A 26,028-nucleotide genomic window follows, 5' to 3' on the forward strand; every position below is an offset into this window, starting at 1 on the left:
AATTGAGATTAAATAATCTCTACCATAAAACTTTTCAAACATCTAAAAACTAATCTTTTGTATCTTACAATCTGATAAATCATATGTCAACGCCTTTTTACACAAAACATTTACCTATTATTATCAACAACAATATACCAGCAATCTTAAACAGTACAATCTGAGAAATATTCGGAAAATTGATATGTACAGAAAAATTAATGAAAAAGATATTTTGTAAGATAAAATGTGTTAAAATTAGTTACCTAAAAATGAAAATGAACATTTGGAGTATTTCTAATGTATGAAAAGTAGTCTATCTTTTATAAAAAACTTTGCTTTGAATTGTATATCCAAGCTCACTGGCTTATTAAACAGTAAAAAAGTAAAAAATTTCATTGTGGATAAATACAGCACTCTCCATAAAGAAATTGTAGTGTTTCTTGAAAAATCTAAAAACCTGTTAAATACCAACACTGAAATCGGGTTATATCACTTCTATAAAGGTAATATATCAGATGCAAAGTTAAGATTTTGGTTAATTAGCATATTCTACCCTAATTTACCTCTAGTCTGGTATAATATCGGAAGATGTCATTTTGCAGTAGGCAATACTAATAAAGCCTATAATTATTTAACAAAGACGCTAAAATTAGATAGTAGTCACAAAGAAGCTTCTTACTATATAAAGAAAATAACAAACACATCAGATATTGTAGAATTGCCTAAAAATCTCATAAAGCAATATTTTGATTACACAGGTGAATATTTTGTTGAACATTGGTTAATTGCCAAACAATACAAAGGACATGAACTAGTACATATGATAATCAAAAAAATCTTTCACAACTCCACTTCTGAACTGAATATACTTGACCTTGGTTGCGGTACTGGAATATGTGGTCACTTCCTAAAAATAAATAATATTAGAAGTTGCATAACAGGAGTTGACATCTCAAATAGAATGCTCAATATTGCAAGAGGATGTCTTATAAAAGGTAAACCTGTTTACAATGAGTTAATACATACAGAAATGAAAGAGTTTCTTAAACAAGAGAAGAGCCAGCGGTATGATGTAATTATCTTTGCTGAAGTACTACACTATCTACATGATTTTCTAGCAGAATTGGAACTAGCAAAAAGATTGACAAACAAAAAAGGGGTTATTGTATGTTTAGTAAGAAGAAAGGAAGGTAGAGGTATTGACTTTGCAAACAAAGGAGATTATTTTCGTCATTCAGAAGACTATATTCAGCATGTTGCAAAAGAAACAAATATGCAAATAAGTCAAATGAGTTACTGTAAAATATATGGCGGTCAGGTTGATGGTATCTTATTTGCATTACAACATCCACAAACAAATTCAACAACTTAATCGAGAAATCGCTCAAACAAATTTCTATATTATCATAAAAGGAGCCTTATGAATTACATTACTATTAATTACGCAAAAGATAGTAAATTAACCGATTTTGGAAAAGCAGTTCTATTGGATAGGTATTTAATAGAAAATGAAAGTTATCAAGATCTCTTTATACGTATTGCTAATTACTATTCTGATGATAGAAAACATGCACAACGTCTTTATGATTACATGAGCAACTTGTGGTTCATGCCTTCAACACCAATACTTAGTAACGGCGGTACCAAAAGAGGATTGCCTATTTCCTGCTTTCTTAATGAAACTGAAGATAGCTTGAAGGGAATAGTTGATCTATGGAATGAAAATGTTTGGCTCGCTGCACGTGGTGGTGGAATAGGTAGTTATTGGGGAAATTTACGTTCAATTGGTGAAAGTGTCAAAGGTAGCGGTAAAACATCGGGAATTGTGCCATTTATCGTAGTACAAAACGCTCTGACGCTTGCAATCAGCCAAGGATCCTTAAGAAGAGGAAGCTCAGCAGTTTATCTTCCTGTATGGCATCCAGAAATAGAAGAGTTTCTAGATTTACGTAAGCCAACTGGTGGTGACCCAAATCGCAAAGCATTAAATATACATCATGCTGTAATAGTAACAGATAAGTTTATGCAAGCTGTTGAAGATGATCAAGAATGGGATTTAATAAGCCCTCATAACAATAAAGTTATTTCAACAGTAAAAGCACGGGATATATGGATTAAAATATTAACAGCAAGAATTGAAACTGGAGAACCTTATATTATCTTTCTTAATGCAACAAATAACAATAAACCAGAACCTTACAAAAAGCTCAATTTAGATATCAAAATGTCAAACCTATGCAGTGAAATAACTTTAACTACAGGTTACGATCACCTGAACAAGTCGCGCACTGCTGTATGTTGTTTATCATCCGTAAATCTTGAATACTACGAAGAATGGAAAGATAGTGAGCTTTTCATAGAAGATATAATGCGTTTTCTTGATAATGTATTAGAGGATTTCACAAACCAAGCACCAAATGAAATACAGCGAGCAAAATATTCCGCAATAAGAGAGCGTAGTATCGGTCTTGGCGTGATGGGTTTTCATTCATTTTTACAAAGTAAAATGGTTCCTTTTGAATCAGTAACAGCCCAACAATGGAATAAAAAAATATTTAAGCATTTGCGCGAGCAAGCAGATGTAGTTTCTAAAAAATTAGCAGAAGAAAAAGGGCCATGTCTTGACGCTAAAGAAATTGATCTAATGGAAAGGTTCACACATAAGCTCGCTATTGCTCCAACTGCCTCAATTTCGATTATCGCAGGCAACACTTCCCCTGGAATAGAGCCATATGCAGCAAACGTATTTATACAGAAGACATTGACAGGTTCATTTGTAGTACGAAATAAATTCTTGCAAAAACTACTAGCAGAAAAAAATCAAGACAATGATGAAACATGGTCCTCAATTTCAACAAATGAGGGTTCTGTTCAGCATTTAGATTTTCTTAGCAAGCATGAAAAACTGACATTTAAAACAGCATACGAACTTGATCAACAATGGATCATAGAACATGCAAGTGATAGAACTTCTTATATTTGTCAATCTCAATCAGTAAATCTGTTCTTACCTGCCAATGTGCATAAACGTTACTTACATAAAATACACATGCTTGCTTGGAAAAAAGGATTAAAGAGCTTATATTACTGCAGATCACAATCAATGCAGAGAGCTGACAAGGTCTCACATGACATATTCAAAAAAAGTGAAATATTGCAACAAAAAACAGATATTAATTATGATGAATGTCTATCATGCCAGTAGACTGTACATACCTTACTGTCACAAAAATACAATTGTATAAAAGTTATGTTTTCATAGATGCTACATAGAAATCCAGATGAATTTCTAAAGTCTACTCCAAGAGATAAACGTATAATGTGCCTTGATATGGGAGAAAAACAAATAGGCGTAGCATTTAGTGATAACACACAGCTTATAGCCACAGCTCATAGTATATACTACAGAAGAAATATAAGCAAAGATTTAGGTTATCTGTATAGAATATTCAAAGAAAATGAAGCTGGATCAATGGTAATAGGACTACCATTCAAAATAGATGACCAAGAGACCGAATGGTGTAAAGCAATAATCCAATTCGCAAATAAAATAATAAAAAAATGTAAGATAAACATATATCTACAAGACGAAAGTTTATCAACATCTCTTGCAACTCACACACTAAAAATCACCGGAATATCAATCACAAAATCAAAGAAAATAGATGATAAAATTGCTGCATGTATTATTCTGCAACGAACATTGGATAAGATAAACACCATCAAATAGTTTTTTTAAGCTGAATTTACATAAAATTACTTGATCAAACAAGAACTTTTCGTATAAGCATGACAAATTGCTGTAGCAAGAGCGTCAGCAGCATGGTGACATTTTATATTTGAGTTTTTAACTACTTGCTTCACCATAAATATAATCTGATCCTTACCAGCATGACCATCTCCGGTAATGCTCTTTTTTATATAATTTGCATCATATTCATTCATGGTCAACTTCGTCATTTGTAATACTAAAATTGTAATTGCTCTTGCATATCCTAAAGTTAGTGAAGATTTTGGATTTTTATTAACAAAAATTTTCTCTACAGCAGCTTCATTTGGAGAATATAGAGAAATTACTTTCTTTAATTCTTCAAAAATTATATGTAGACGTTCACCTGCACCCAATTTACCATCAGTTGATATGGCACCACCACCCAAAAATTCGATACTATCCTTTTCTTCCAGGCTGATAATGGCCCAACCGGTTCTGCTTATCCCTGGATCTAGACCTATTATTTTAATCACTTAATAAAGGCTTAACCAATAAATAAACAGAAATAAAAACATCCAGACTAGATCGACAAAGTGCCAATACCAAGAAGCAAACTCAAAGCATAAGTGATCTTGAGGTGTAAATTGATCTTTTCGAGCTCTAAATAAACATACTGACAAAAATATTATACCTATTATAACATGCACACAATGAAAACCAGTAATCATGTAAAAGTTGGATGTATAAATAAGTTTTTCTCCTGTTTCTCGTAAAGAAAAACTTGCTTCATGATATTCGATTGCTTGCACTATTATAAAGAACATCCCAAGCAATATAGTTATAGACAGCATTTTAATCATGCTTTTTTTATCATTTTCAAGTAAAAAATGATGTGCTGAGGTAATTGTTGTACCAGAAAGTAATAATATTAGTGTATTCATAAATGGTAACGACCATGGATCAGGTGGTAAAATCCCTTCAGGGGGCCATTCAATTTTTTTTGTAGGAGAAAACGCTTCAAACAAAAAGATCGGATCAAGCCAGGCTTTAAAGAATGAACAAAAGAACGCTATAAAAAACACAACTTCCGAGAGGATAAATAAGTACATTGCCAGCTTGAGTCCATGTTTTACAATGGCAGTATGGCATTTATCATAAATTGCTTCTCTTATTACATCTCTCCACCAATAAAACAGCACTCCTGATACCGCAGAGATTCCCAAAACTAAACCAAATATTCCAAAAATTTTTTTATGGAGTGTACCAACTAATCCAAGTGCAAGAACAAGAATTGCTGCTGATATAGCAATTGGCCAGGGACTTGGGTCTACTAAATGAAAATCATGTTCTTTACTTTTCATATCATCTTCAAAAATACGTACCAAGCATACAAATTAGCTTAAAATTGTCAATATTTCTTAAAATCTTGATCAAATTTTAAAAAATTATATTAGCTATTCCAAAAGCCTAACTCAAATTGTGCAGTTATTTTAAATAATTCAAGCATTATGGTCCTTTCACTTTCCCTTACTTTGTTACAATACTCGTCAACAATACCTTCCAAAGCAACACATCCAGATTCCATCAAGCTACTGCCAAAAAAAAATCAAACCAATCCTTATACCTATTATTTTTTTTAATTTTACTTCTCATACTACCAATAGCAACTTTATATATAAAATGGCAAGAGTAAATAACTGTTACAGCTTCATAAATTTCTCTATACGAAGTAGACAAAAGAAAGTTAGTAAAATTGAAACACTCTAGCGACTTTTCTCCACGATTTATGGAGTATACAGCAAAGTAGTGTTCGCATAACACTCTTATAATCTATATTCCTCCTTGAGCCACCTCAATCAATGGAACAATGTTGTTACAACTCTCCATTTTTGATGCAATAATTAACACAGTACGAACATAATCAGCTACAAAAAATGCATCTTGTTGTATATAAAACCTGAATTTTCTATGTTTAAAGTATTACTTGCTAACTCAACATTGAAAGGATGCTCAATAATATCCTTTAAAAGATTTGACCAATAATAACTCTTAACTATACCACTAAACATCACATAAATTAGAATATAATTTAGTGTTAATACTACAGACTATGCTAGAGAATATATCTCATCCCAAAACATTATTTCTAGCTCTAGACCTCTCTTAAAAAAAACTCACGCATCTTTTTCCTCTCACAATCGCCAGCCTTTGCATATAGATTATTTGCAACGTCAGTAACTTGATTAATCGTAGCATTCATTACTGTGTTATTATAGATATCAATCCACCCTTGATATCTGTGATCTTCAATTTTTTTTAGGCATAACCTCTCCTACCATATGATTTATAATAATTTGGTATATATTAAAACAAGGACAAGAAGCTGCTAAAGATTCAGCAACAGAATTATGATATGCAGCACGCATAAAAAAGTCAGTAAAAGCAGAATAAGATTCTGATTTTTTATGGTTATCGGATAAATCACAAGTCTCAAAATATTCAGTATACTGCTTTCGAACCGCAAATGTTCCCCTTGCTACATTAACCAAACTGCTCATTATTTCAATGTCATCAACTTTAGATGCAATAATCAATAAAGCACGAGTATAGTCCACTAAATATAAATCCTGCTAAAGATAAATTTTGAACTTTTCATAATCTAGCGTATTGTTTATCAATTCAACATTGAAAGGATGTTCTTTTATTTCCTCAATAAGATCAGATGATTCTTTTATAGCAATATCATAAAATTCTTCTTTTGGTTTGTCGGACATCTTGTAAGCCTCATAAGTACTAAAACTAGTATAGTTACTAAAAAGTTACTTACAATTTACAGTAAGTTATTTGATCAGTATAAAGCTAGAAATAAAAGAGTTTAATAGTTTAAAGAAATTCTCTCTTTTCTTCTTCTATATTAAATTCTTTACAAAAATCAGTAGATAAGTCCACACCTTCCCAAGAAAATCCACCATCACTTTCTGATTCTTTACCAAAATGCCCATAGCAGGCTGTACGTTTATATATAGGACGATTAAGTGATAAATGTCTTATTATGCCTTTAGTTGATAAATCTATGTTACGTTCAATAAACCCTTTAATCCTCTCTTCATCTATTGTATTCGTGCCAAATGTATCAATGTAAAATGAAGTAGGTTTTGAGACACCAATAGCATAAGAAAGCTGCACAAGACAACGTTCAGCTAAACCTGCAAAGACAATATTTTTAGCAAGGTATCTCGCCATATAAGCTGCGGATCTATCAACTTTTGTTGCATCTTTTCCAGAAAACGCTCCTCCACCGTGTGGAATATAGCCTCCATAAGTATCAACCATAACTTTTCGTCCGGTTAATCCACAATCACCAACTGGTCCACCAATAACAAATCTACCTGTTGGATTGACTAAGAGATTTTCTTTAGGGCACATCCACCCTTCAGGCAAAGATGAAGCTATGTAAGGATAAATTATTTCCTTCACTTTCGATTGACTCAGATCCTCAAGATGCTGTATTGAAACAACAATACTTTCAGCACGCACTGGAAGGTTATTCTCATACACCAAAGTGATTTGCGATTTTGCATCCGGACCAAGCTTTACCTCTTTGACCATACTCATAATATTTCTCAGAATCGAGTGTGCATAAAAAATGGGTGCTGGCATGAGGCTTTCTGTCTCTCTTGTTGCATAGCCATACATTATGCCCTGATCCCCAGCACCTTGATCAACACCTATTGCAATGTCATTTGATTGTTCATGTAGTAATATATTTACTTTCACTGTTTCCCAGTGGAAACCATCATGCTCATAACCAATGTCTTTTATTGTATTCCGTACAATACTTTCAATCTTGCTATTTTCAATGTTCGGCCCAAATACTTCCCCAGCTATAATAACATTATCTTTAGTAACCAAAGTCTCTATTGCAGTACGAGAAGAAGAGTCATTAAAAAGGTATTCGTCAAGTATTGTATCTGAAATCCGGTCTGCTACTTTGTCTGGATGACCGGCTGCTACTGATTCACTGGTTACTGAATTCTTATGTAAAACCATCGCTTAGTTACACGATATCAAAACTGTTGCAAATTTAAACGGTGGGTCTGGGAAGAGTTGAACCTCCGACCTCACGCTTATCAGGCGTGCGCTCTAACCACCTGAGCTACAGACCCTTATCTATTCAAGCCAAGGCTTGCATATCATCTGTAGGCACAACATCAATAAACGTCTTTTTATTTGCTGATTCTCTAAAACTCACCCAGCCTTTCGTTTTAGCAAAAATAGTATGATCTTTACCCATACCAACATTCTTTCCAGGATGAAATTTTGTACCTCTTTGACGTACAATTATGTTACCTGGAATAACCTCACCATTCTTCTTTATCCCGAGCCGACGCCCTGCCGAATCTCTACCATTACAGGAACTACCACCTGATTTTTTAGTTGCCATATCTTACCTCTTACTTTTTAAGACTAATTTCATTGATACGAAGAACAGTAATATACTGCCTATGACCATTTTTCCTACGGTAATTTTTTCTTCTCTTTTTCTTAAAGATTATAACTTTCTTATCTCTACACTGGCTCAGTACTTCAGCTTTAACAACAGCATTAGATGAACAAGATAAGCCATTACTTGAAACACAAATCACTTTATTGATTTCTACTTCCTCTCTTTCTTCAGCTTGCAATCTTTCTACTTTAATTATGCTGCCTTTTTTTACTAAATACTGCTTTCCACCAGTTTCGATTACTGCAAACATGACAAATATCAATTATTGTTGTTAACACTAATCGTAAATGATGTTACACATACTGTCAATATAAATAAAAACATGAAATACTTCTACCTTTATCTGCTTTTCCTCGTGGAGAGTAGTCAAGTTTTAAAACTTGACTACTCTTACATTCTCTTAGTCTCATGAAAACTTTACGACGTTAATAAAAACTCAAGCTTTCACTAAAAACATTCAATTGGAGCTTATAAATTAAAACTCATTCCAAGTTCAAACCCATGAGAAAAATTACTGAACTTGTGAAGTTTATAGCCAGCGAAAACATTCGTTCTCTCAGAAAGTGGAAGATTAATACCAGCACCTATCTGGTAGGAAAAAACTTTTCTACGTCTGGCTGTTGACCTTGCTGTGCTGGTGGAGATACTTTAGCTCCACCTCCTACACCAAAAGTAACATAAGGAGTAATATCCGTACTTTCAAATTTATAATGACAATGAAGCTTTGCCATGAATCCTAGCTCTGCCAAAGATCCTCCAAACAAAACAGATTTGACTATAGGACCAGCTGAAATTTTTATGCTATCTGTATAATGACAGCCAAGATCATAATTAATACCAAGATTGCCATTAAAGATTAATATATGCATATAAATATATAAATATTTAAAATAGTATAAATTGCAAGTAAAAAATTGGAATTATTTTATTTTTTTTGTTATTTGTCTTTCTCTTGCAATTGCAAATTGGAATATCTTTCACTATCTGCTACAATCAGCATTTGAGTCTACATCACTTACTTTCGCTTCAATATAATTTCCTACTAGCCTTTACTAAAAATATTCAATCAGAGTTTATAAATTAAAACTCACTCCTAGCTCAATTCCATGGAAAATTTTATGAAACCTTTGCAATTTGTAGCCAGCAAAAACACTTGTTCTTTCAGAAAGTGGAAGATTAATACCAGCACCTATTTGATAAGAAAAATTTATCATTGACTATAGTTTTGAAAACCTCTGCCAATAGGGTACTTATGTTTTCACCTACATTATCAGCTCTACTCATTTTAGGTTTAGCCTTCATTGTACGAACCATAACAGGACCAACACCAGCAGTAATATAACGAGTCATATTCGTACCTTCAAATTTATGATGATAATGAAGATTTGCCATAAGCCCCATAAATCCTCCAAATTCTTCATCAAGAGTAGGTTTGATTACAGAATTAATAATAGTCTTTATTACACAGCCAACTGAATTTTAGTGCTATGTGTGTAGTGAAAACCAACATCATAATTAATACCAAGCCGGCTATATGATAAAAAAGTATAGATTCTATCTTTAATCCAATCAACTCCAAAAGACGGTGCTGACAGGAAACAACAGACCACCAAAATAAGCAACTTTTTCATTTTTAACATGTATATTGATATACATGTATACTAATACATATATTAAAAATAACATAATTCGTGTAATAAAAATTAGAGTTATTTTATTTTCTTAGTTATTTGCCTTTCTCTCGCAATTGCAAGACTTTTCTCTGGCACATCCTCTACTATAACGCTACCTGCTGCAATGACAGAGTCATCATGCACATTAAGCGGTGCAACTAATGAACTATTGGCACCAATAAAACAATTGCTTCCAATATTTGTTTTATGTTTCTTTTTCCCATCATAATTACAAATAACGGTACCTGAACCTATATTACTCCCCTGCCCTACCTGAGTATTTCCTATATAACTTAAATGCTTTATCCTAGTATTTATACCTATATCACTTGCTTTTGTTTCAACAAAATTACCTATGATTGCACCATCACCTATTGTTGTATTTTCACATTTGGCAAATGGACCAACCCTAACACCAGATCCTATTTTTACTCCAGGACCAAAAAAAACGTATGGGTAAATAATCGAATCCATACCAATTTGCGTATCAAGAGAGAAGAAAACAGTTTCTGGAGCAACAAGTGTTACTCCAGAGTTAGTGAAAAACTTTCTTTTTTCTTCTTGAAAGTAAAACTCGGCCGTTGCAAGGTCATTCCTATTATTTATGCCAGTTACCTCCTCCTCATCAGCAATAACATAGCCGACATTTAAATTACTCTTTACTGCAATGGCAACGATATCGGTCAAGTAATATTCATGAGCTTGGTTATTACACTCTATTTTCTCCACCAATTCACGTAGATTCTTTTCACGTGCAACCATTATTCCGGCATTAGCAAGAAATTCCTCATCATTATTTCCACCATTTTGTGCTTCTACGACTTCTCTTGGGGAACCGTTCTCAATAATTAGTCTACCGTATCCTTTATTATTAGTTTTAAACCCAAGACAAACTAAAGCATTGCTCTCTCCTAAGCAGCTTATCATTTTAGTTATTGTGCTGCTTTTTATTAATGGAGTATCCCCATACTGCACAATAACTATATCTGACAATTCTTTCAGGTTTCTCATTGCAATTTTGACTGCATCCCCTGTACCGAGCATTGACTCTTGTACAATTAGTTTTATACCCTCAAAGCATTTCAGCCTTTGAGTTAAAGGCAAATCGACTACAATAACTATTTTTTCAGGATTCAGCTGCTTTGCATTGTAAATGACATGCTCAAGCATGGAGAAATTACCTATTTTGTGCAGAACCTTAGGCAAGCTTGAATTCATTCGTTTACCATGCCCAGCAGCAGGTACAACAAATATATAAGATTTATTTGTCACTTATCTTAAAGACGAAAAATGAAAACCATAATGGTTGAGCCAACTAACTCTATTGTCGTAAAAGCTCCTTAGATCACTAATTTGATATTTCAGCATTGCTAGCCTTTCTATACCAATCCCAAATGCAAAGCCACTGTATTTAGTATGGTCTATTCCAACATTTTTAAAGACATTTGGATGCACCATACCACATCCAAGTACTTCAATCCATTTACTACCTTTATAACTTATGTCCACTTCTGCAGAAGGCTCGGTAAAAGGGAAAAAACTATTACGAAAGCGTATTTTTAGACCTTTATCTCCGAAAAATTTACCAAGGAAGCGATGAATAGTAAATTTTAATTGGCCCATATTGACATTTTCATTAACATAAAGCCCTTCTATCTGATGAAACATAGGAGTGTGAGTTGCATCAAAGTCGTTTCTGTATACTCTACCAGGAGATACGATTTTAATCGGAAAAGTTTTCGCTTTTTCCATAACTCTGATCTCCACAGATGAGGTATGAGTGCGCAGCAGCATTCTTTTATCGTTTATTTTATTCTTTAAGTAGAAGGTATCTTGCTCCTCTCGCGCAGGATGATGACTTGGGGTATTTAGCGCATCAAACACGTGAAATTCATCTTCAATATCAGGACCATCAACTGCTTTGAAGCCCATATGTGCAAAAATGAGCTTTACTTCACTTATAACTTTGCTCAGTGGATGAATCTTGCCAATTCTTTCTGGTCTGACAGGCAGTGTGATATCAACTGCTTCATTTTGCAGTTTTAACTTAACTTCTTTATCTTTTAGTTTATTTTCTTTGCTTGTTATAAGCTGTTCTACCTTATTGCGTAAAACATTAATCACTGCACCTAGGTCGCGTTTTTCTCCTGCATCATCTATATTATTTAAGTCATCGAAATAAGCTTTTACTACACCCTTTCTCCCCAAGTATGACAACCTAACTTTTTCTAAATCCTGCAAAGAAGCAGCATTTTCAATCTCAGAAACTGCCTTATCTTCAAGTAAAGGTATTTCACTTATTAGCTCTTTATTCACCTTAAAAACACTAGCTTAAACTTTCATTATAGTGCAATCTTTAATATCATCAATAAAACTATTTGGATGAAAAGGTGTCATCCCAGTGTTTGACACTGGGATCCAGGAATTTTATTAGGTTGGCAAGCATAAAAGTAGCCGTTTTATGTGAAAATACAACGTTTTGATGATCATGAAAAAAACTGGATGCCAGTGTCTGGGCACTGGCATGACATCATCTTTTTTTTATCAGATGCATATGAAATCAGCGCTTTCTTTCTTTTTATCCCAGTCCTTGACACTGGGATCCATAACAGGTAATAAAAAGTGCTGGAGTGACATCTCTATAGGACTCCTAACTAATCCAGAATATTAAAGAATTTACCAGGCAAAAAAAGGCAAAAGAATCCCCCAGTAGTGAGTTTGACCCTGTAATAATGTAAACTGGCATTGTAATAATGTGCTAAAGCTTATTTAAAGCGCGTTTTGGCTGAATGTAGAAAAAATAAAAAAGACATGCAGCCGATATAATTTTATGTAATCTGCCAATATATACCTGAGTTTTTACTGAATTTTGTTATTAAATCCGCAGAGATTAAAAACAAGGATAAACACTCTCATTATATTAAAAAATTTACTCATACATAGTAGTAACATAGAAACTAAGAAAAAATACGAAATCGAGGATTTACCTAAGTTTTTAAGAATAGATCCAAAGACATAAGTAAGGCATTTTCTAACGAAGTACTGGAGATTAGCACCATTCGCTCAAAAAATATTACAAGTGATGAGCAAAAGTTTTCATTTACGATCAAGCTGCTGACAGAGGTAAACCCTAATACAATATTACCTCAAATAAAACATTTAATTGACTTTTTTAAATCTGCCTTTCTCAGGAGAAAAACTTCACAGCCAATATAAAAGTAGCAAAAGTAAAGGGAAGAACTATACAATAACTACCATAAAGCTAATAAAACTGTAGAAGAATGCATAAGTAATGCTCCAATTCAAATCCTCCTGCAGGGCATAACGATAACGCTACAAACAAACGTTAAAACATTAACCTCGATAGCTTGCAACAAATCGAGATATTCTTAGATGAGCAGCTAAAACATTTAGAAAAAGCCAAAAGTGAGGGGCAAAGTCAAGATATATTACAAGTAGAAGAAACTGAAAATAAAAACGAAAATGTGATTGAAAAAAAAGGAACACGCAAGATAAACAAATTGTACAAGGTTCGTTTGGCTACAATATAGCAAGTAACAGAAAGCAAATTACACGTGCACCATTAATTGGTGCTGCAATGCATGAAAATTTTTCCTGGTTTAGGTCTCTTTTCAGCAATTCAATTTTTTGAAATGCAACACAATTCTTTTTCCCACAACTGCAAATTTTCTATACAGAATAGCAATATACCATCTGGTGTCATTCCAGCGCAAAAAGAACCAGTGTCAGAAACTCGGATAACAGAGGGTAGTATAGGAAATCTAGTACCTCAAGAAACAGAGCGGGATATAGGTCAAACTAGGCCGCACTCAGACTACTTTAAAGCTAACAGAAAAAGAAGTCAAAAAAAGCAGGCTAAAGAATTATTGCAAGAAGAAAAACAATCAATCATAAAACAAGCTCAAATTGATGCTAGAGTAGCTATGATAGATAATGTAGCTGAGCACAAGGAAAAAAAACTCGATGAAATATTCGTAGAAGTAGTAAGTGAATATAAAAATCAAGACTCAGATACATTTTACAATATTTTCAACTCAGTATTTAATATTATTTATTTCCAAGATAAACAACTACATGAAGTATTAGAACCAGATGAGATATCAGAAGTGCTAGAGGTACTCAAAAGGCCATAACCCCCTAATAATTCACTTTTAGGTAAAGAATATTTACGAAAGCAAGTATATAGAAAAAAAGAGCAGTTGATTAAATTAGTTTCAGGCCAACCTTCTCAACAGCCTAAAAATGTTTCTCATGAAATTTTACCAAGCAAAGCTGTAGAACATTTACCAAAACAAATGAAGCTAAAACTAGATTGCCTACTAATATTAGGCTCAAATCACCATTAAAAGCTATGTTTTCTTCGAAAGAGACTTATTTTTGTCTATTTTTAGTAGCAGCTTCTATATCAGCACTCTGCCTATGGCACTTGCCGCTGGGAAAAGTGTCAATTTTAAATGAATTGGTGCCAACCGAAAAAAGGGGAAGTATCAGTCTAACATTAAACATAGGGTTACCAATATTAATTACACTGTGCGTTTTGAACCTGGCTTACTTTCTATATTCTGAATATTATGTAGAATCTATTGAGCAGATAAGTAAAAAAGATCTTCCTTTTCGCACCTAACAAATAAGATCTTTTGTGATATAATTATTTATTTTATTGCATGTTTAAAGGAATTATCAAAGATATTGGCACTATAACTGATATCACTATCCACCCTAACTCTGATCAAATCTTCCATATTGAGACACAAAATTTATCCTATATAAACAAAGGAGATTCAATATCCTGCTCCGGAGTGTGTTTAACTGTTGTCAACATAATGAGCAATGTATTCACAGTTCAAGTGTCTCAAGAAACCATGAAGGTTTCTAACTTAAATACGTGGAAAACAGGGAAAAAAATAAACCTAGAACAAGCAATGAAACTAAGTGACAGAATTGACGGCCACTTGGTTCAGGGTCATGTGGATGACACAACAGAAATTTTAACAATCAATCAAAATTTAGAATCTCATGAAATCAGACTATCATGCCCACAAGAATTAATTAAATTTATTGCAAAAAAAGGTTCTGTAACGCTAGATGGGGTTTCCCTTACGGTCAATTTAGTTATCAACCAAGAATTCACTGTGAACATTATTCCCTACACATGGAAAAATACAACTCTTCAATATAACAAAACAGGTAATTACCTAAATTTAGAAGTTGATATGATTGCTCGGTACTTAGAACAGCTGATAAAATACCAACACAATTAATTTTACAACTTTGTTATCTACAACTATTATATCTTGGAAATTATATAGATACAAAATATGTTTTTCGATAGCCTAATTATCTTTATTATTGTCTTGTGTGTAATAATATCGATAACTAGAGGTTTTATAAAAGAGGTATGTGCATTAATGTTCTTGCTCTTATCAGTCTTTTTGACAGCTAGTTACTATGATTTTTTTATTATAAATTACAGTAAGTATTTCGACTCTAAAGCTACACAAAACATACTTTCTACAATCTCTGTGTTTATCATACTTAATCTTACATTCATGACAATGAATAACTGGCTAATGTACATATTATCACCTATAAGGTTGGGATTAATGGATAGAGTTACTGGAATGTTTGTCGGAACACTTAGAGGAATATTGCTTTCTTATGTACTATTTTTTGCTGTGCACTTATATTGCCACACAGTATACGATAAACAAGAGGGAGAGTATAAAGTAGAAGACATATTGCCCAATTGGATAATAAGTTCACACTCTTATCAGGCTTTATTTGTGACAACAGAAGAAGTAATTAACATGTATGTGCCAGAGTCATTGATATTAAAAATAAAAGAGATCGGTGAGGAAATGGTTGATCAAGAAAAATCTCAAAACAATAAAGAAAAGTGAGTGTTCATTTTCTATAGCTAAATTATCTTAGACAGCTGTTATCCACAGCAGTGCGCCATAGGTTACCAGTTCCTATTACCAATCAAACAAAACTGCAAACATTGACGAATAAGTAAATCACCAAAAAAAAAATTTAAATGTATAACTTTAGTGCATCAATGTAATTGAACAAAACTTTTTTAGTGAGTTCAAAATTTTCTAAGGTATTTCCTTCACATCTTGCTGTAATACAGTTTTGCGTATTTGATACTCTAAGAAGCCACCAACCTTTATTATCGGTTACCTTAATACCATCAAGCTCTGAAAATACAATATTTTTCTGCTTTAGTGCCTCCTTTACTGACTCAATTATTTGAAATTTTTTCTCATCCTTCACTACAATTTTCACTTCATGAGTGATATATAACTTTGGCAAATCTTCAATCATCTCAGATAGGCTTTGCTTTTTCTTAAGTAAAATATTAACGACTTTAACAGCAGAATATAGTCCATCATCGAAACCCAACTCAGAAAAGAAAAAATGTCCACTCAGTTCACCGGCAAATTTTGCCCCTTCTTCCACCATCTTTTTCTTAACTAATGAGTGTCCAGTGGCACAGGTAATTATTTGCCCTCCTAATTTGCTAACGAAATCATGCACTTTCATACTCATTTTTACGTTGGCAATAACCTTGCTTTTTGGGTGTTCCGCCAATACTTCACGTGAAAAAATCATAAACAAGTGATCATTGGAAACAACATTACCTTTATTATCAATCAAGCGTACCCTATCACCATCACCATCAAGTGCAATACCAAGATCACATTTATCTTTCTTGATAATATCTATTAACTGAGCAAGATTTTTCTCTTCTATGGGATCTGGGTCATGCAGTGGAAACGTTCCATCTATAAAGCTATTGGTTACGATGTGTATATGATCTGGTAAAATCTTTTCAATATACCTTACAATTGTTGGACTATTGCCAAAATCCCAAGCTATTTTTAGTTTTTGTGTAGCGTTATTCTTGAGCGCATTTTTTAATATGTTAACGTACTCACTATATATATTCGTGTTAATTACGCTTCCAATTTTCGTGCTGTTTTTAATTGTACTGCCTATAATTTCCTTCATTTCTCGATCTGAGTAAACTTTTTTACTACTGAAAAATTTAAAGCCGTTATATTCTCTTGGATTATGAGAAGCAGTGATCATAATCCCAAGATCTGCATTCATTGTTGCAGCGTAGAGCATAGGTGAAGAACAGAGTCCAACTCGTATAACATTTGCACCGGATAAAATCAAGCCTCTGATTAATTCTTTTTCTATACTTGGTGAATCTATCCTGCTGTCATAGCCTATACAAACGTTAGCTGCAGTTTGACCGAATTTTCTACCTATTTCATACCCATCACCGATTTGCAGGTCTTTGCCTACCACACCTCTAATATCGTATTTTCTTATAATAGTATTGTCCATACTGCACTTCTTGGAGTGGTTAATATATAACATTCCCGTCAAATACTCAAGTTTATTTAACTATAAGATTAGTTGATTTTTAAGAAAATATGCTAATATTATAATATAGTTCTCTAAAAATAGAAATTATGCTAAAAGAAAAGTTATTTATAGCTGAAAATCAAGGTTTAGATGTAGATGAGCAAAAGAAAATGATATTTTAAGTTTCATTAAATCTTGCAAAAATTTTCAGGATTTTATCAGAAAACTAGAAGAAGAAAATTTAATCTGGTACTTTGTTGGTCCTTTACACAAAGATGAGAACATTAAAGAACAGGTAAGTTCAAAGTGGAAAGAGGAGTTTCACAAGTTTGAGCAATTAATAAATGAAACACATAAAAAATTTGTATAATCTCTACCAGGTGAAATTTTCTTAGTATATACAACAAAAGATAATGACTTTAAAATTAGGTTTGAAAATAAAGAAAAACCAATAGAGATCAGTGAACTTTTAAGAGCCAGCGACGAAGGTAAGGTTTATAACCTATCTTTGAGGAAAGATAGTCAAATAACTGCAAGCAAAAAAGGCAGCGAAAGGCACTATGATCTTACTGGTTCAAGCTCATGTGAAATGACCATTGACTGGCAGAATAAGGATTCTAAAGGCAATAGCGTAGATTGTAGCATGACTGTAGAAGTAAATTCTAAAGGCATAAAAAGAGTGATTGGTGAACCAAAATTTGGAGGAATAACGAGTTCAGAAGAAGCATTAAAATTAGTTGAGCAGAATAAAGAAGTTTTTATCAATGGCAAAACTCTATATCAAACTTTCACTGACATGGTCAAAAATGTGAACGAGCAGCAAACGCTGGTAGAGGAAATATTTACAAAAGATTCACCACAGTCAGCTACATCGAGTAGCAGTGGATATCACTCTCCTGGTTCACGCAGGAGTTCTTTGTCTATTAGTAGTGAATTTAATGGTGAAGATGAAATATTTGAGAGTAATACGTTTGATGAAGAAGAGAACAAACAAGAAGGAAGTGAGTTACAGGATAGAATAAGGGAATTAGAGGAAGAAAACACATATTTCAAGGAGCAAAACGCAAAGTTAAAAAAACATAATAAAAGGATAACGGAAGAAGGTGATGAGGAACAAAATAAATTAACCGAGGAAAAGCAAGATTTGGGAAAAGAAGTCACAAGACTTAAAGATGAATTGAAAAGAAAGGAAAAAGAGTTAGCAAAAAAGATCAAGACATAAAGCAATTACAACCAAAAGTAACCGTACTAGAATAAAGTCAAAAAAATAAAAATGTTGAAATAATAGATTTAACTAATCAATTGAAAGATAAAGAAAGTGAGATTCAGTCAACAAATAGAATAATGAGGAACTACAGAAAAAATTGGATCAAGCTGAGAGTGAACTAAGTAAGTTGAGAGCAGAAAACACAAAGCTGAGAAATGATATAACGGAAATATTGGTAGAAGGTTCAAAAGATAATCATGAAAAGCAGTTGGCAGAAGAATTGACGGAAGCAAGAAATGAAAACAATACATTGGCTAAAAAGATGAAACAATTATCTCAAGAATTCAATGCATTACAGAGAAAAAAAACGAAGACTTAGAGAGGAAAATTAGACAACTTAAATCTGGAAAATCACTTGCGGATGAGATGAGTGAAGTAACTACGAAAGTAGCTACTTCAACTCAAACTGAAGTTGAATATGAAAGTAGAGGAATCGAGGCAAGTGATCACGAAACTACAGTTCCTAAAACACAAGAACAAGGTACACAAGCTAAAAGTAAAAAGATGTTAATGAATCATCTTTAACAGGTCAAAAAGAGGCCAAAGAAGAGGAAGATCAAATAACCAGACCAAAAACCATTATGGATTGGCCTGTTCCAACTCCGAATGATAAACCAGAAGAGCAGAAAACTCCATTAGAGCCAACTAAGGTCAATATAGAATATCAGATCTAAACACAGTTCCTGCTAAGGCTACAGAAAAATCTACCCCTTTAGGATTATGAGTTTTTGCTTCAACTATAGCTAATCCAAACGAGATATTATATTGCAACAATCACTAATTTCTGTGCTTTCAAAAAAACACATCAAGCAAAATCATTTGAAAGCAAGTGGACATTGTTAGGTGAATTAACCCTAACTTAAGAATCATGTATATAAAATATTAGTATGTTTAATTAATAGTGAGGTTAAAAATGTCACCTAGTGAAATAAAATCTAACTCACGTCCTGTTGAAGCTCAACAAGATAATTTGGGTGTTAGTACAATTACGCAAGATTCATTAAGTGCAGATATTGTTCATGATTCTAAAAAACTAAAGGAAAGAATTACTGACTTGTTAAAAGGAGATACAGAATTCTCCAAAATGAAGCAAGGAGATCAGGTCCTTGTAGTAGGTACAGCAAGTGGATTATTTGCAGCAATGCTACCACTTTTGGCAGTTGGTGCAACACTTGCTATACCAAGTGCTATAGTTGGTCTTACTCTATTTTACGCTGCGAAAGTTGCTGTAAAAGCAGTTCAATCTGGATATAAAGGGCTCAAATATTCATCAGAAAAAACAGTTGAAGGAGCGAAGCATATTGGCGGAAAAATTAAGGATGGCTACGAGTATTCAGCAAATTCACTGAAGAGAGGTGCTAGTTTTATAAGTGAAAAAACAAAGGAAAAGACAAGTAATGTGCTCACTACAACAGCGAATAAATTATATCGTGCAGCTGGTAATGAGAATTATTCAGATAAAATAGATAATGAGCTTATTCCTGATTCACCACAAAAGAAGAGAATTCAAGAAGTGAAAGAAGATCTTAGAGCAATTTGTACTGATGGAAAAAATAATTCCATGTTAATAAAGAGCATACTTTCTGGAATATTAGAAAAAATAGGAGGAAAAAAAGAAACATATCGTGATCAGGGAGATCATTTGCCAGACCAGCTAGTAGATAAATGGAGAGAGCAGAAAAAATTTATTAATAACTTGGACGCAGATGGTTTGTGTAACTTAGTTACAAAAAGACTATCAGATAAAGATAAATACTTTAGAGATAGTATTTTCTCTGAACATTATGATGAGATTAAGGAAGTTATTAAGGAATGTAAGAAAGAGCATACTCATTTTAATACTTTACAAAGGCTTAATGAGTCAGCAAAATGGCATAAAGCAATTCCTGCGCATCCAAAAGCAATTCCTACGGATTCACTGGAAAATAGCTTATCAGATAGTAGTTCAATGAGTTCTGTAAGTACTGTTAGCAGCCAAGCAGAATTATTAAATCCTAATGAGCATAAGGAAGTAAAAGAACCTACTTCACTTTGGAGCAAGTTGTCATCATCACTAAAAGGTGGCAAAAAGCCAGAGGAAGCTACTTATGTAAGACATCTAGATTCTGAGTTGGATCAGATACAACCTGCGGAGATAGGAAAGAGACGTTTTTATGTTGCTCCTGAGAAACCGTCAAGAAGCAATTCAATGGGTTCTTTAAGCACTGACGGTACTGCTACAACTTCTAGCTTTGCCAGTTACCATCGTAATCCTGATAGTGGGTTCAATTCACCAGGTTCTTCTCCGCAACATGGTATGTTTACTGAGAAAAATGGCAAGTTATATGTTGCTCCGGAGAAACCGTCAAGAAGCAATTCAATGGGTTCTTTAGGCACTGACAGCACTGCTACAACTTCTAGCTTTGCCAGTTACCATCGTAATCCTGATAATGGGTTCAATTCACCAAGTTCTTCTCCGCAACATGGTATGTTTACTGAGAAAAATGGCAAGTTAAAAGTCCAAGCTGACTTAAGAAAGACAGGTTCTTTGGAAAAATTGGTGGGACCTTCTTCAACAGTAACTGCTGAAGTTGATGTAGAGCATCGAGCTCCAAAAATGAAGGTATAGAGAGCAAACAAAACTATCTATCTTCTTAAAAAAGATGTTACTCAGTGAGTAACATCTTTTTTTCATTTGATCAAAAGCATCCGCTTGTTTATGATCAATTTTTCATTACTAGGCCAACTACTGAGTTTCTCTTGCCTTTTTCATAGGTTACGCGAGAAACTTAAAAAATAAAAGTTTTTATTCAATAATTTGTGTATAAGGGATATTATTTTACTGCTAGTGAAATAAACCAGAATGAAGTCTATTTTATTGACAAGGCCTTTATTAGATTCGTTGAGCACAAGAAGCACGCTAAAAAAATATGGATACAAAGTTTTTATAGAACCAGTATTCACAATAAAGTACTTAAATCCTGATATATCTACGTATGAATTTGACGTTGTGATATCTACAAGTAAAAACAGTGTAAAGGCTTTTAGTCAAATATGCAAAGAAGATGGCTTTCCAATTATTACGGTTGGTAATTCAACCATGCAGGCTGCAAAAAATTTGGGATTTTACGATATAATCTCAGCAGACAGCAACGTTGATGGTCTGATATCATTCATAAAATCTCATTATTCAAATGCAATGAAGTTCTTATATATAAGGGGACAAGAAGTATCATGTGACCTAAAAAAGAGATTATCTGAAGAAGGTTTTAACGTAAGAGAAGTTGTACTCTATAAAACAATTACTAAAAGGAGTCTAACTAATAGGTGTAAAAATTTACTACTGGATGCTAAAATCGATAGCGTTGCTTTTTTTTCCTCACAAACTGCAAGGGTATTTTGTTCATTAGTTCTAAAAAGTGGGCTATCTCCTTTGATGAATAATACAGTTGCATATACCATGAGTAAAAACATTGCTGATAGTTTAAAGTTAATCAAGTGGAAAAAAGTTATAACATCAAGGTTGCCTACAGGGGAGAGTTTAATTGATATAATTAATAAGGATTGTTGATGCTAAAGATTGCAACTTGGAATGTAAACTCCATACGTAAAAGAATTAACCAACTTTGTAGTTTTATAGTTGATAGTCAGATAGATATAGTTTTGCTGCAAGAGACAAAATGTACGGAAGAGCAATTTCCTTATGCAGAAATAGAAGAATTAGAATATGAATATGCTATCTATGGACAGGTTGCAAGAAATGGCGTTTGTGTTTTATCTAAATATCCAATACTGGAGAAGTTTAAAATTGATATTGTGGAAAGTCATCAAGAAGCACGTTATATAGAGTGTGTGATAAAACACAGCAATAATAAGGTAAGGGTAGGAAGTGTATACGTTCCAAACGGTCAAAGCCCAGACTCTCATACGTTTGAGTATAAACTCAAGTTTTTTGATAACCTATATGAAAGGATGGGCACTTTGTTGAAGAATGAAGAGTTAACCATCATAGCTGGCGATTATAATGTTGCACTGGATGAAGTTGATGTTTTTGATTCAAATTTATTAAATGGCCAAGTATGCTTTCATATAAAAGAGCGTGAGAAGTTAAGAACAATCTTGAATCTTGGGTTTAAAGACGCGTTTAGAATATCTCACCCAAATTTGCAACAATTCACTTGGTGGAATTATCAAGGCAATTCACTCAGAAACAATCAAGGAATGCGAATAGATTATATGCTACTATCGCCACAGGCTGCAGATAAATTGGAAATATGTTACATAGATGATAGGTTGCGTAAACTAGAAAACCCATCTGATCATACTCCCGTTGTATGTGTTATAAAACAATAAAAGACCTATTACAAAATTCACCTTTGGCAAATAGGTCTTACTTGACCGCTGTCTTTTCTGTGCTTTTGGCTGGCTGATCTATAGTAATTTTTCCATCAAGCATAGTAAGCTGCTCACCCCCTTTATTTCCTACCTGAGGAGCTTGTTCTGGAGTAGGTTGTTTTTTACTCCCGTCAGCAATTGTTTCAAGAGAGCTTTCAATTGGGGTTTTTAAAATATCATCAATACCCTTGTCAATTTTTTTATTCAATTTTGCTCTCTTTTCTGTATCATCTTTATCTTGTGAACTAGGATCATATAAAGTACCTTTTTTGTTATTTGAAAAAAGAACCTCAACTCCTCCCTTTACAGCAAATATTATACCAATAACAGCAGCAACTATCGCAGGTGTAGTAGGACCAAAAATTAATATTGAAGAAATGGAAAAAAGAATAGGCAGAAAAACCTTACGTAAGCACTTTGTTACCATCTCTTGATCACTAAGTAGTGGTTCACCCTCTTCTTTTTTATCTCCACCTAAAAATGGTATTTTTTCTTTCACTCCATCCATAAAGGAGCCATAAATATTTTTCGGTTCTATTTTTATTCCCAACGGTAACCCAACAAGTTTTATTAGTGAATCCTTAACTTCTATACCACGTATATCAGCTACACAATCATCTACTAATTTCTTTATTTCAACATTCTTGACATTCTCTTTGTTCGCTAATTCTTTCTCTCTAACTTCTTTAAATACAGAAAGCAAAAGCTGACAAAAATTCTCCTCACCGAGTGATTCTATATCTTTTGGATTGACATTATTAAGTAGTATGTCCTTATAAGCTGATATAAAATCATCAGTTATTCCTTTGTCCTTCTTTAATTCGGCTCTAACTTCTAATACTTTTACAAAGTAATCGCAAATTTCCTTATGTTCCTTCTTGAAGAGTATCTCATTTTGCTCGTTCACCCGAGTAGATGACTCTAAAGGCTTATTTTTTACTTTTGGAACCGCCATAATGACCTACTTGTACTAACCTATGTTTTAATTATAGCATATTTTCACATTAGTTCAAATTTCTTAGAACCTATCTTGAAAGGGAAAAAGAAAAGAATAAAGCAAAAAATAGAAGAGTAACAAATGATATAAGTGATAAGGGAATGTAAAAAATTGCTTCCATATATTTTAAATCTGATTATAACTACAGTTAGAGATATTTTAAGAGCTCAAAATCTATCTTTATCTGCAGACTTTTCAGTCAAATTTTAATCAAAAAGCGTAGCGTACCTTCTTTAGTGCACGTAAGTGTGCTTAATCTCTGTTGTATGTGCGCTACACTTTTTTTTCTAATCTTTTTTTTTTACACAGGGGGATTTTATGTCCAGAATTCCAGATATTTGACCTTTACTTTAGCTAAAAACCAATAGGCGCCTATTGTTTAACGCTAATTAAAATAAAAATTTTTCTAGATCAGTAATATATAGAAAAATCACTGTTTACTGAAAACGGGATATGATTGCCAAGAAAGCTGCTAATGTCACAGATTTTAGGTAAATGTTGTTTGCTTGACGTCTGAGTGTACTCTCCTTACTTCAAGAAGTATTTAATATATGCTTAACCACTTAAGTCCTTTCAAGACAGGTTCTTAGGATCTACGGTATAATTAAGAAAAGCCCCAGTTGTCGCTAATTTTTATTTCTACTTCAAGTGGTATAGATATTTCTATCGCATTTTCCATTATATCTTTCATAAGTTTTGCTGTTTCTTGTACCTTGTCGTCCTCTACTTCAACTAGTAGCTCATCGTGGACTTGGAGGATTATTTTACCTGTTTTCAATTGATCAAAAAGCTGAATCATTGCACGTCTTATTATATCAGCGGCGGTTCCTTGCAGCGGTGCATTGATTGCTGCCCTTTCTGCAAATTGTCTTAGATAAGGAATTTTATTATTTATGTCTCTTACAAAACATCTTCTACCAAACAAAGTCTCTACATAACCATGATTTCTCGCGATAGATACTGCTTTTTCCATATAGACCTTTATTTCCGGGTAACAAGAAAAATAGTAATTAATGTATTCAGCAGCCTCTTGAAAGGTAATGCCAAGTCGCTTTGCAAGGCCAAATGGACTAATGCCATATATAATGCCAAAATTAATGGTTTTTGCTTTGCGTCTTAATTGCTCATCTATTTCTTGCACTCCAAAAACTTGTCTTGCGGTAATATCATGAATATCTTCCCTATTTGCAAAAGCTTCTTTAAATGCCGCAACATCTGCCACATGTGCCAGGAGTCTTAATTCTATTTGCGAATAGTCGGCAGAAATTATCTTGCACCCTTTTGGCACAATAAACGCTTGCCTGATAAGGCTACCTTCTTCGCTTCTGATAGGAATATTTTGTAAATTAGGATTGCTAGAGCTAAGCCTTCCAGTTGCAGTCACAGTAATTGAAAAGCTTGTATGTATCCTACCATCAAGAGGATCAACCTGTTTTATTAACGCGTCAGTATAGGTACCCTTTAATTTACTTGAATGTCGCCAACTTAAAATTTTACCTGCGATTTCTGTCCCCTCCTCTTCAAGTGCCTCTAGAACTTCATAGTTTGTGCTATAAGACCCAGATTTTGACTTTTTCTTTTTACTTAGCTCCATTTTATTAAACAAAACATCACTTAATTGTTTTGGCGATGCAATGTTGAATTTTTCTCCTGCTAAATTATGTATATCGTTTTCAAGTACAGCAATTAGCTGCTCAAACTTATCAGACAATTCCTGCAGTTTTTCAATATTGAGCAGTATTCCATTTTGCTCCATATCAAATATTACTTTCATGAGAGGTCTATCAAAGCGTTCGTAAATCGTAAAAAGTTTTTCCTGGAATAATCTTTGTGTCAGTTTCTCATGGATCGCTATTAAAATTTTTGCCGAGAAAGTTTCTACATTTTTACTTAAGTTGTGTGCAATTATGTTTGGAATGCTGTGATCATGCTTACCTGTGTCAAGGCTGTATGACATGATCATCAGGTCATCAATTGAGTCTAGCACTCTCTCTATTGTAGGAAATATTTCTCTGATCTTTCTAATATCATGTACTATTTTAAGCACCGCATTTGAAAATAAAGTTGATATGGAGCAAAATGGAATACTGCTCAATATTGAAAAACTGCAGGAAT

The 26,028-nt window shown here is 33.4% G+C and carries 23 protein-coding genes, 1 tRNA gene and 4 pseudogenes; 12 read left to right on the forward strand and 16 right to left on the reverse strand.

Features of this window, described 5'->3' with window-relative positions:
* Positions 1-283 precede the first annotated feature (283 nt).
* Genes wTKK_RS00680 through ruvX form a run of 3 tightly spaced genes read left to right on the forward strand, consistent with a single transcriptional unit; the run spans position 284 to position 3,712 of the window.
* Positions 284-1,354, forward strand: a complete 1,071-nt coding sequence (locus wTKK_RS00680) for a methyltransferase domain-containing protein (protein WP_407511544.1) — start codon at positions 284-286, stop codon at positions 1,352-1,354.
* Positions 1,355-1,402: 48 nt separating this feature from the next.
* Positions 1,403-3,187, forward strand: a complete 1,785-nt coding sequence (locus wTKK_RS00685) for a ribonucleoside-diphosphate reductase subunit alpha (RefSeq protein ID WP_407511545.1) — start codon at positions 1,403-1,405, stop codon at positions 3,185-3,187.
* Positions 3,188-3,244: 57 nt separating this feature from the next.
* Complete coding sequence (ruvX, locus tag wTKK_RS00690; protein ID WP_407511546.1) at positions 3,245-3,712, forward strand: Holliday junction resolvase RuvX; 468 nt, start codon at positions 3,245-3,247, stop codon at positions 3,710-3,712.
* A gap of 26 nt (positions 3,713-3,738) precedes the next feature.
* Here ruvX and ruvC read toward each other — a convergent pair whose 3' ends face one another.
* The 13 genes and pseudogenes from ruvC to pheS form a co-directional block, all read right to left on the reverse strand.
* Positions 3,739-4,227 (reverse strand): crossover junction endodeoxyribonuclease RuvC, encoded by a 489-nt coding sequence (gene ruvC, locus wTKK_RS00695; RefSeq protein WP_407511547.1) that lies wholly within the window; start codon positions 4,225-4,227, stop codon positions 3,739-3,741.
* On the reverse strand, positions 4,228-5,055 hold the full coding sequence (locus tag wTKK_RS00700; protein WP_407511548.1) for a cytochrome c oxidase subunit 3: 828 nt from the start codon (positions 5,053-5,055) through the stop codon (positions 4,228-4,230).
* Between the two features lie 89 nt (positions 5,056-5,144).
* Complete coding sequence (locus tag wTKK_RS00705) at positions 5,145-5,279, reverse strand: hypothetical protein (protein ID WP_407511549.1); 135 nt, start codon at positions 5,277-5,279, stop codon at positions 5,145-5,147.
* 245 nt (positions 5,280-5,524) lie between these two features.
* Positions 5,525-5,602: a hypothetical protein gene (locus wTKK_RS00710; protein WP_407511570.1), complete on the reverse strand. Its 78-nt coding sequence runs from the start codon at positions 5,600-5,602 to the stop codon at positions 5,525-5,527.
* Positions 5,603-5,802: 200 nt separating this feature from the next.
* Positions 5,803-6,468: pseudogene (locus tag wTKK_RS00715) on the reverse strand (TenA family protein).
* 109 nt (positions 6,469-6,577) lie between these two features.
* Entirely contained in the window at positions 6,578-7,744 is a 1,167-nt protein-coding gene (metK, locus tag wTKK_RS00720; RefSeq protein ID WP_407511550.1) for a methionine adenosyltransferase, read from the reverse strand.
* A gap of 42 nt (positions 7,745-7,786) precedes the next feature.
* Positions 7,787-7,860 (reverse strand) — tRNA-Ile (locus wTKK_RS00725).
* A gap of 8 nt (positions 7,861-7,868) precedes the next feature.
* Positions 7,869-8,138, reverse strand: coding sequence for a 50S ribosomal protein L27 (gene rpmA / locus wTKK_RS00730; RefSeq protein WP_407511551.1), 270 nt, complete (start codon positions 8,136-8,138; stop codon positions 7,869-7,871).
* Positions 8,139-8,148: 10 nt separating this feature from the next.
* Positions 8,149-8,451, reverse strand: coding sequence for a 50S ribosomal protein L21 (rplU, locus tag wTKK_RS00735; RefSeq protein WP_407511552.1), 303 nt, complete (start codon positions 8,449-8,451; stop codon positions 8,149-8,151).
* A gap of 218 nt (positions 8,452-8,669) precedes the next feature.
* Positions 8,670-9,049 (reverse strand): annotated as a pseudogene (locus wTKK_RS00740) (acyloxyacyl hydrolase); the annotation flags it as partial.
* A 225-nt stretch (positions 9,050-9,274) separates the two neighbouring features.
* A pseudogene (locus tag wTKK_RS00745) lies at positions 9,275-9,832 on the reverse strand (hypothetical protein).
* 78 nt (positions 9,833-9,910) lie between these two features.
* Positions 9,911-11,146 carry an NTP transferase domain-containing protein gene (locus wTKK_RS00750; protein ID WP_407511553.1) on the reverse strand — a complete coding sequence of 412 codons (1,236 nt, stop codon included), beginning with the start codon at positions 11,144-11,146 and terminating at the stop codon, positions 9,911-9,913.
* Complete coding sequence (gene pheS, locus wTKK_RS00755) at positions 11,147-12,190, reverse strand: phenylalanine--tRNA ligase subunit alpha (RefSeq protein WP_407511554.1); 1,044 nt, start codon at positions 12,188-12,190, stop codon at positions 11,147-11,149.
* A gap of 619 nt (positions 12,191-12,809) precedes the next feature.
* Here pheS and wTKK_RS00760 point away from each other — a divergent pair.
* The 3 genes and pseudogenes from wTKK_RS00760 to wTKK_RS00770 all read left to right on the forward strand — a co-directional run bounded on the left by wTKK_RS00760 (position 12,810) and on the right by wTKK_RS00770 (position 15,795).
* Positions 12,810-14,519: pseudogene (locus wTKK_RS00760) on the forward strand (hypothetical protein).
* A gap of 40 nt (positions 14,520-14,559) precedes the next feature.
* Entirely contained in the window at positions 14,560-15,156 is a 597-nt protein-coding gene (locus tag wTKK_RS00765) for a riboflavin synthase (protein ID WP_407511555.1), read from the forward strand.
* A 57-nt stretch (positions 15,157-15,213) separates the two neighbouring features.
* The gene (locus wTKK_RS00770; RefSeq protein WP_407511556.1) at positions 15,214-15,795 is read left to right on the forward strand and encodes a CvpA family protein; all 582 of its coding nucleotides are present in this window, start codon (positions 15,214-15,216) and stop codon (positions 15,793-15,795) included.
* Between the two features lie 133 nt (positions 15,796-15,928).
* On the opposite strand, the gene wTKK_RS00775 is transcribed toward wTKK_RS00770, so the two are convergent.
* Complete coding sequence (locus wTKK_RS00775; RefSeq protein ID WP_407511557.1) at positions 15,929-17,254, reverse strand: phosphomannomutase/phosphoglucomutase; 1,326 nt, start codon at positions 17,252-17,254, stop codon at positions 15,929-15,931.
* Positions 17,255-17,783: 529 nt separating this feature from the next.
* On the opposite strand from wTKK_RS00775, the gene wTKK_RS00780 reads away from it, so the two are divergent.
* The 6 genes from wTKK_RS00780 (at position 17,784) to wTKK_RS00805 (ending at position 22,874) form a co-directional block, all read left to right on the forward strand.
* Positions 17,784-18,497 (forward strand): hypothetical protein, encoded by a 714-nt coding sequence (locus wTKK_RS00780; protein WP_407511558.1) that lies wholly within the window; start codon positions 17,784-17,786, stop codon positions 18,495-18,497.
* 142 nt (positions 18,498-18,639) lie between these two features.
* The gene (locus wTKK_RS00785; RefSeq protein WP_407511559.1) at positions 18,640-18,861 is read left to right on the forward strand and encodes a hypothetical protein; all 222 of its coding nucleotides are present in this window, start codon (positions 18,640-18,642) and stop codon (positions 18,859-18,861) included.
* Positions 18,862-18,908: 47 nt separating this feature from the next.
* Positions 18,909-19,067, forward strand: coding sequence for a hypothetical protein (locus wTKK_RS00790; RefSeq protein WP_407511560.1), 159 nt, complete (start codon positions 18,909-18,911; stop codon positions 19,065-19,067).
* Between the two features lie 388 nt (positions 19,068-19,455).
* Positions 19,456-21,150 carry an actin-bundling T4SS effector WalE1 family protein gene (locus wTKK_RS00795; RefSeq protein WP_407511561.1) on the forward strand — a complete coding sequence of 565 codons (1,695 nt, stop codon included), beginning with the start codon at positions 19,456-19,458 and terminating at the stop codon, positions 21,148-21,150.
* Positions 21,151-21,384: 234 nt separating this feature from the next.
* On the forward strand, positions 21,385-22,092 hold the full coding sequence (locus tag wTKK_RS00800) for a uroporphyrinogen-III synthase (protein WP_407511562.1): 708 nt from the start codon (positions 21,385-21,387) through the stop codon (positions 22,090-22,092).
* Positions 22,092-22,874: an exodeoxyribonuclease III gene (locus wTKK_RS00805; protein ID WP_407511563.1), complete on the forward strand. Its 783-nt coding sequence runs from the start codon at positions 22,092-22,094 to the stop codon at positions 22,872-22,874. The genes wTKK_RS00800 and wTKK_RS00805 overlap by 1 nt, the downstream gene beginning before the upstream one ends.
* A 37-nt stretch (positions 22,875-22,911) precedes the next feature.
* Here wTKK_RS00805 and wTKK_RS00810 read toward each other — a convergent pair whose 3' ends face one another.
* Together wTKK_RS00810 and wTKK_RS00815 are read right to left on the reverse strand one after the other, a co-directional pair.
* Positions 22,912-23,871: a hypothetical protein gene (locus wTKK_RS00810; protein WP_407511564.1), complete on the reverse strand. Its 960-nt coding sequence runs from the start codon at positions 23,869-23,871 to the stop codon at positions 22,912-22,914.
* A 646-nt stretch (positions 23,872-24,517) separates the two neighbouring features.
* The coding region (locus wTKK_RS00815; protein ID WP_407511565.1) for a DNA polymerase at positions 24,518-26,028 on the reverse strand (1,511 nt) is incomplete at its 5' end.

The sequence above is a fragment of the Wolbachia endosymbiont of Trichogramma kaykai genome (assembly GCF_045765165.1).
Classification (GTDB): Bacteria; Pseudomonadota; Alphaproteobacteria; order Rickettsiales; family Anaplasmataceae; genus Wolbachia.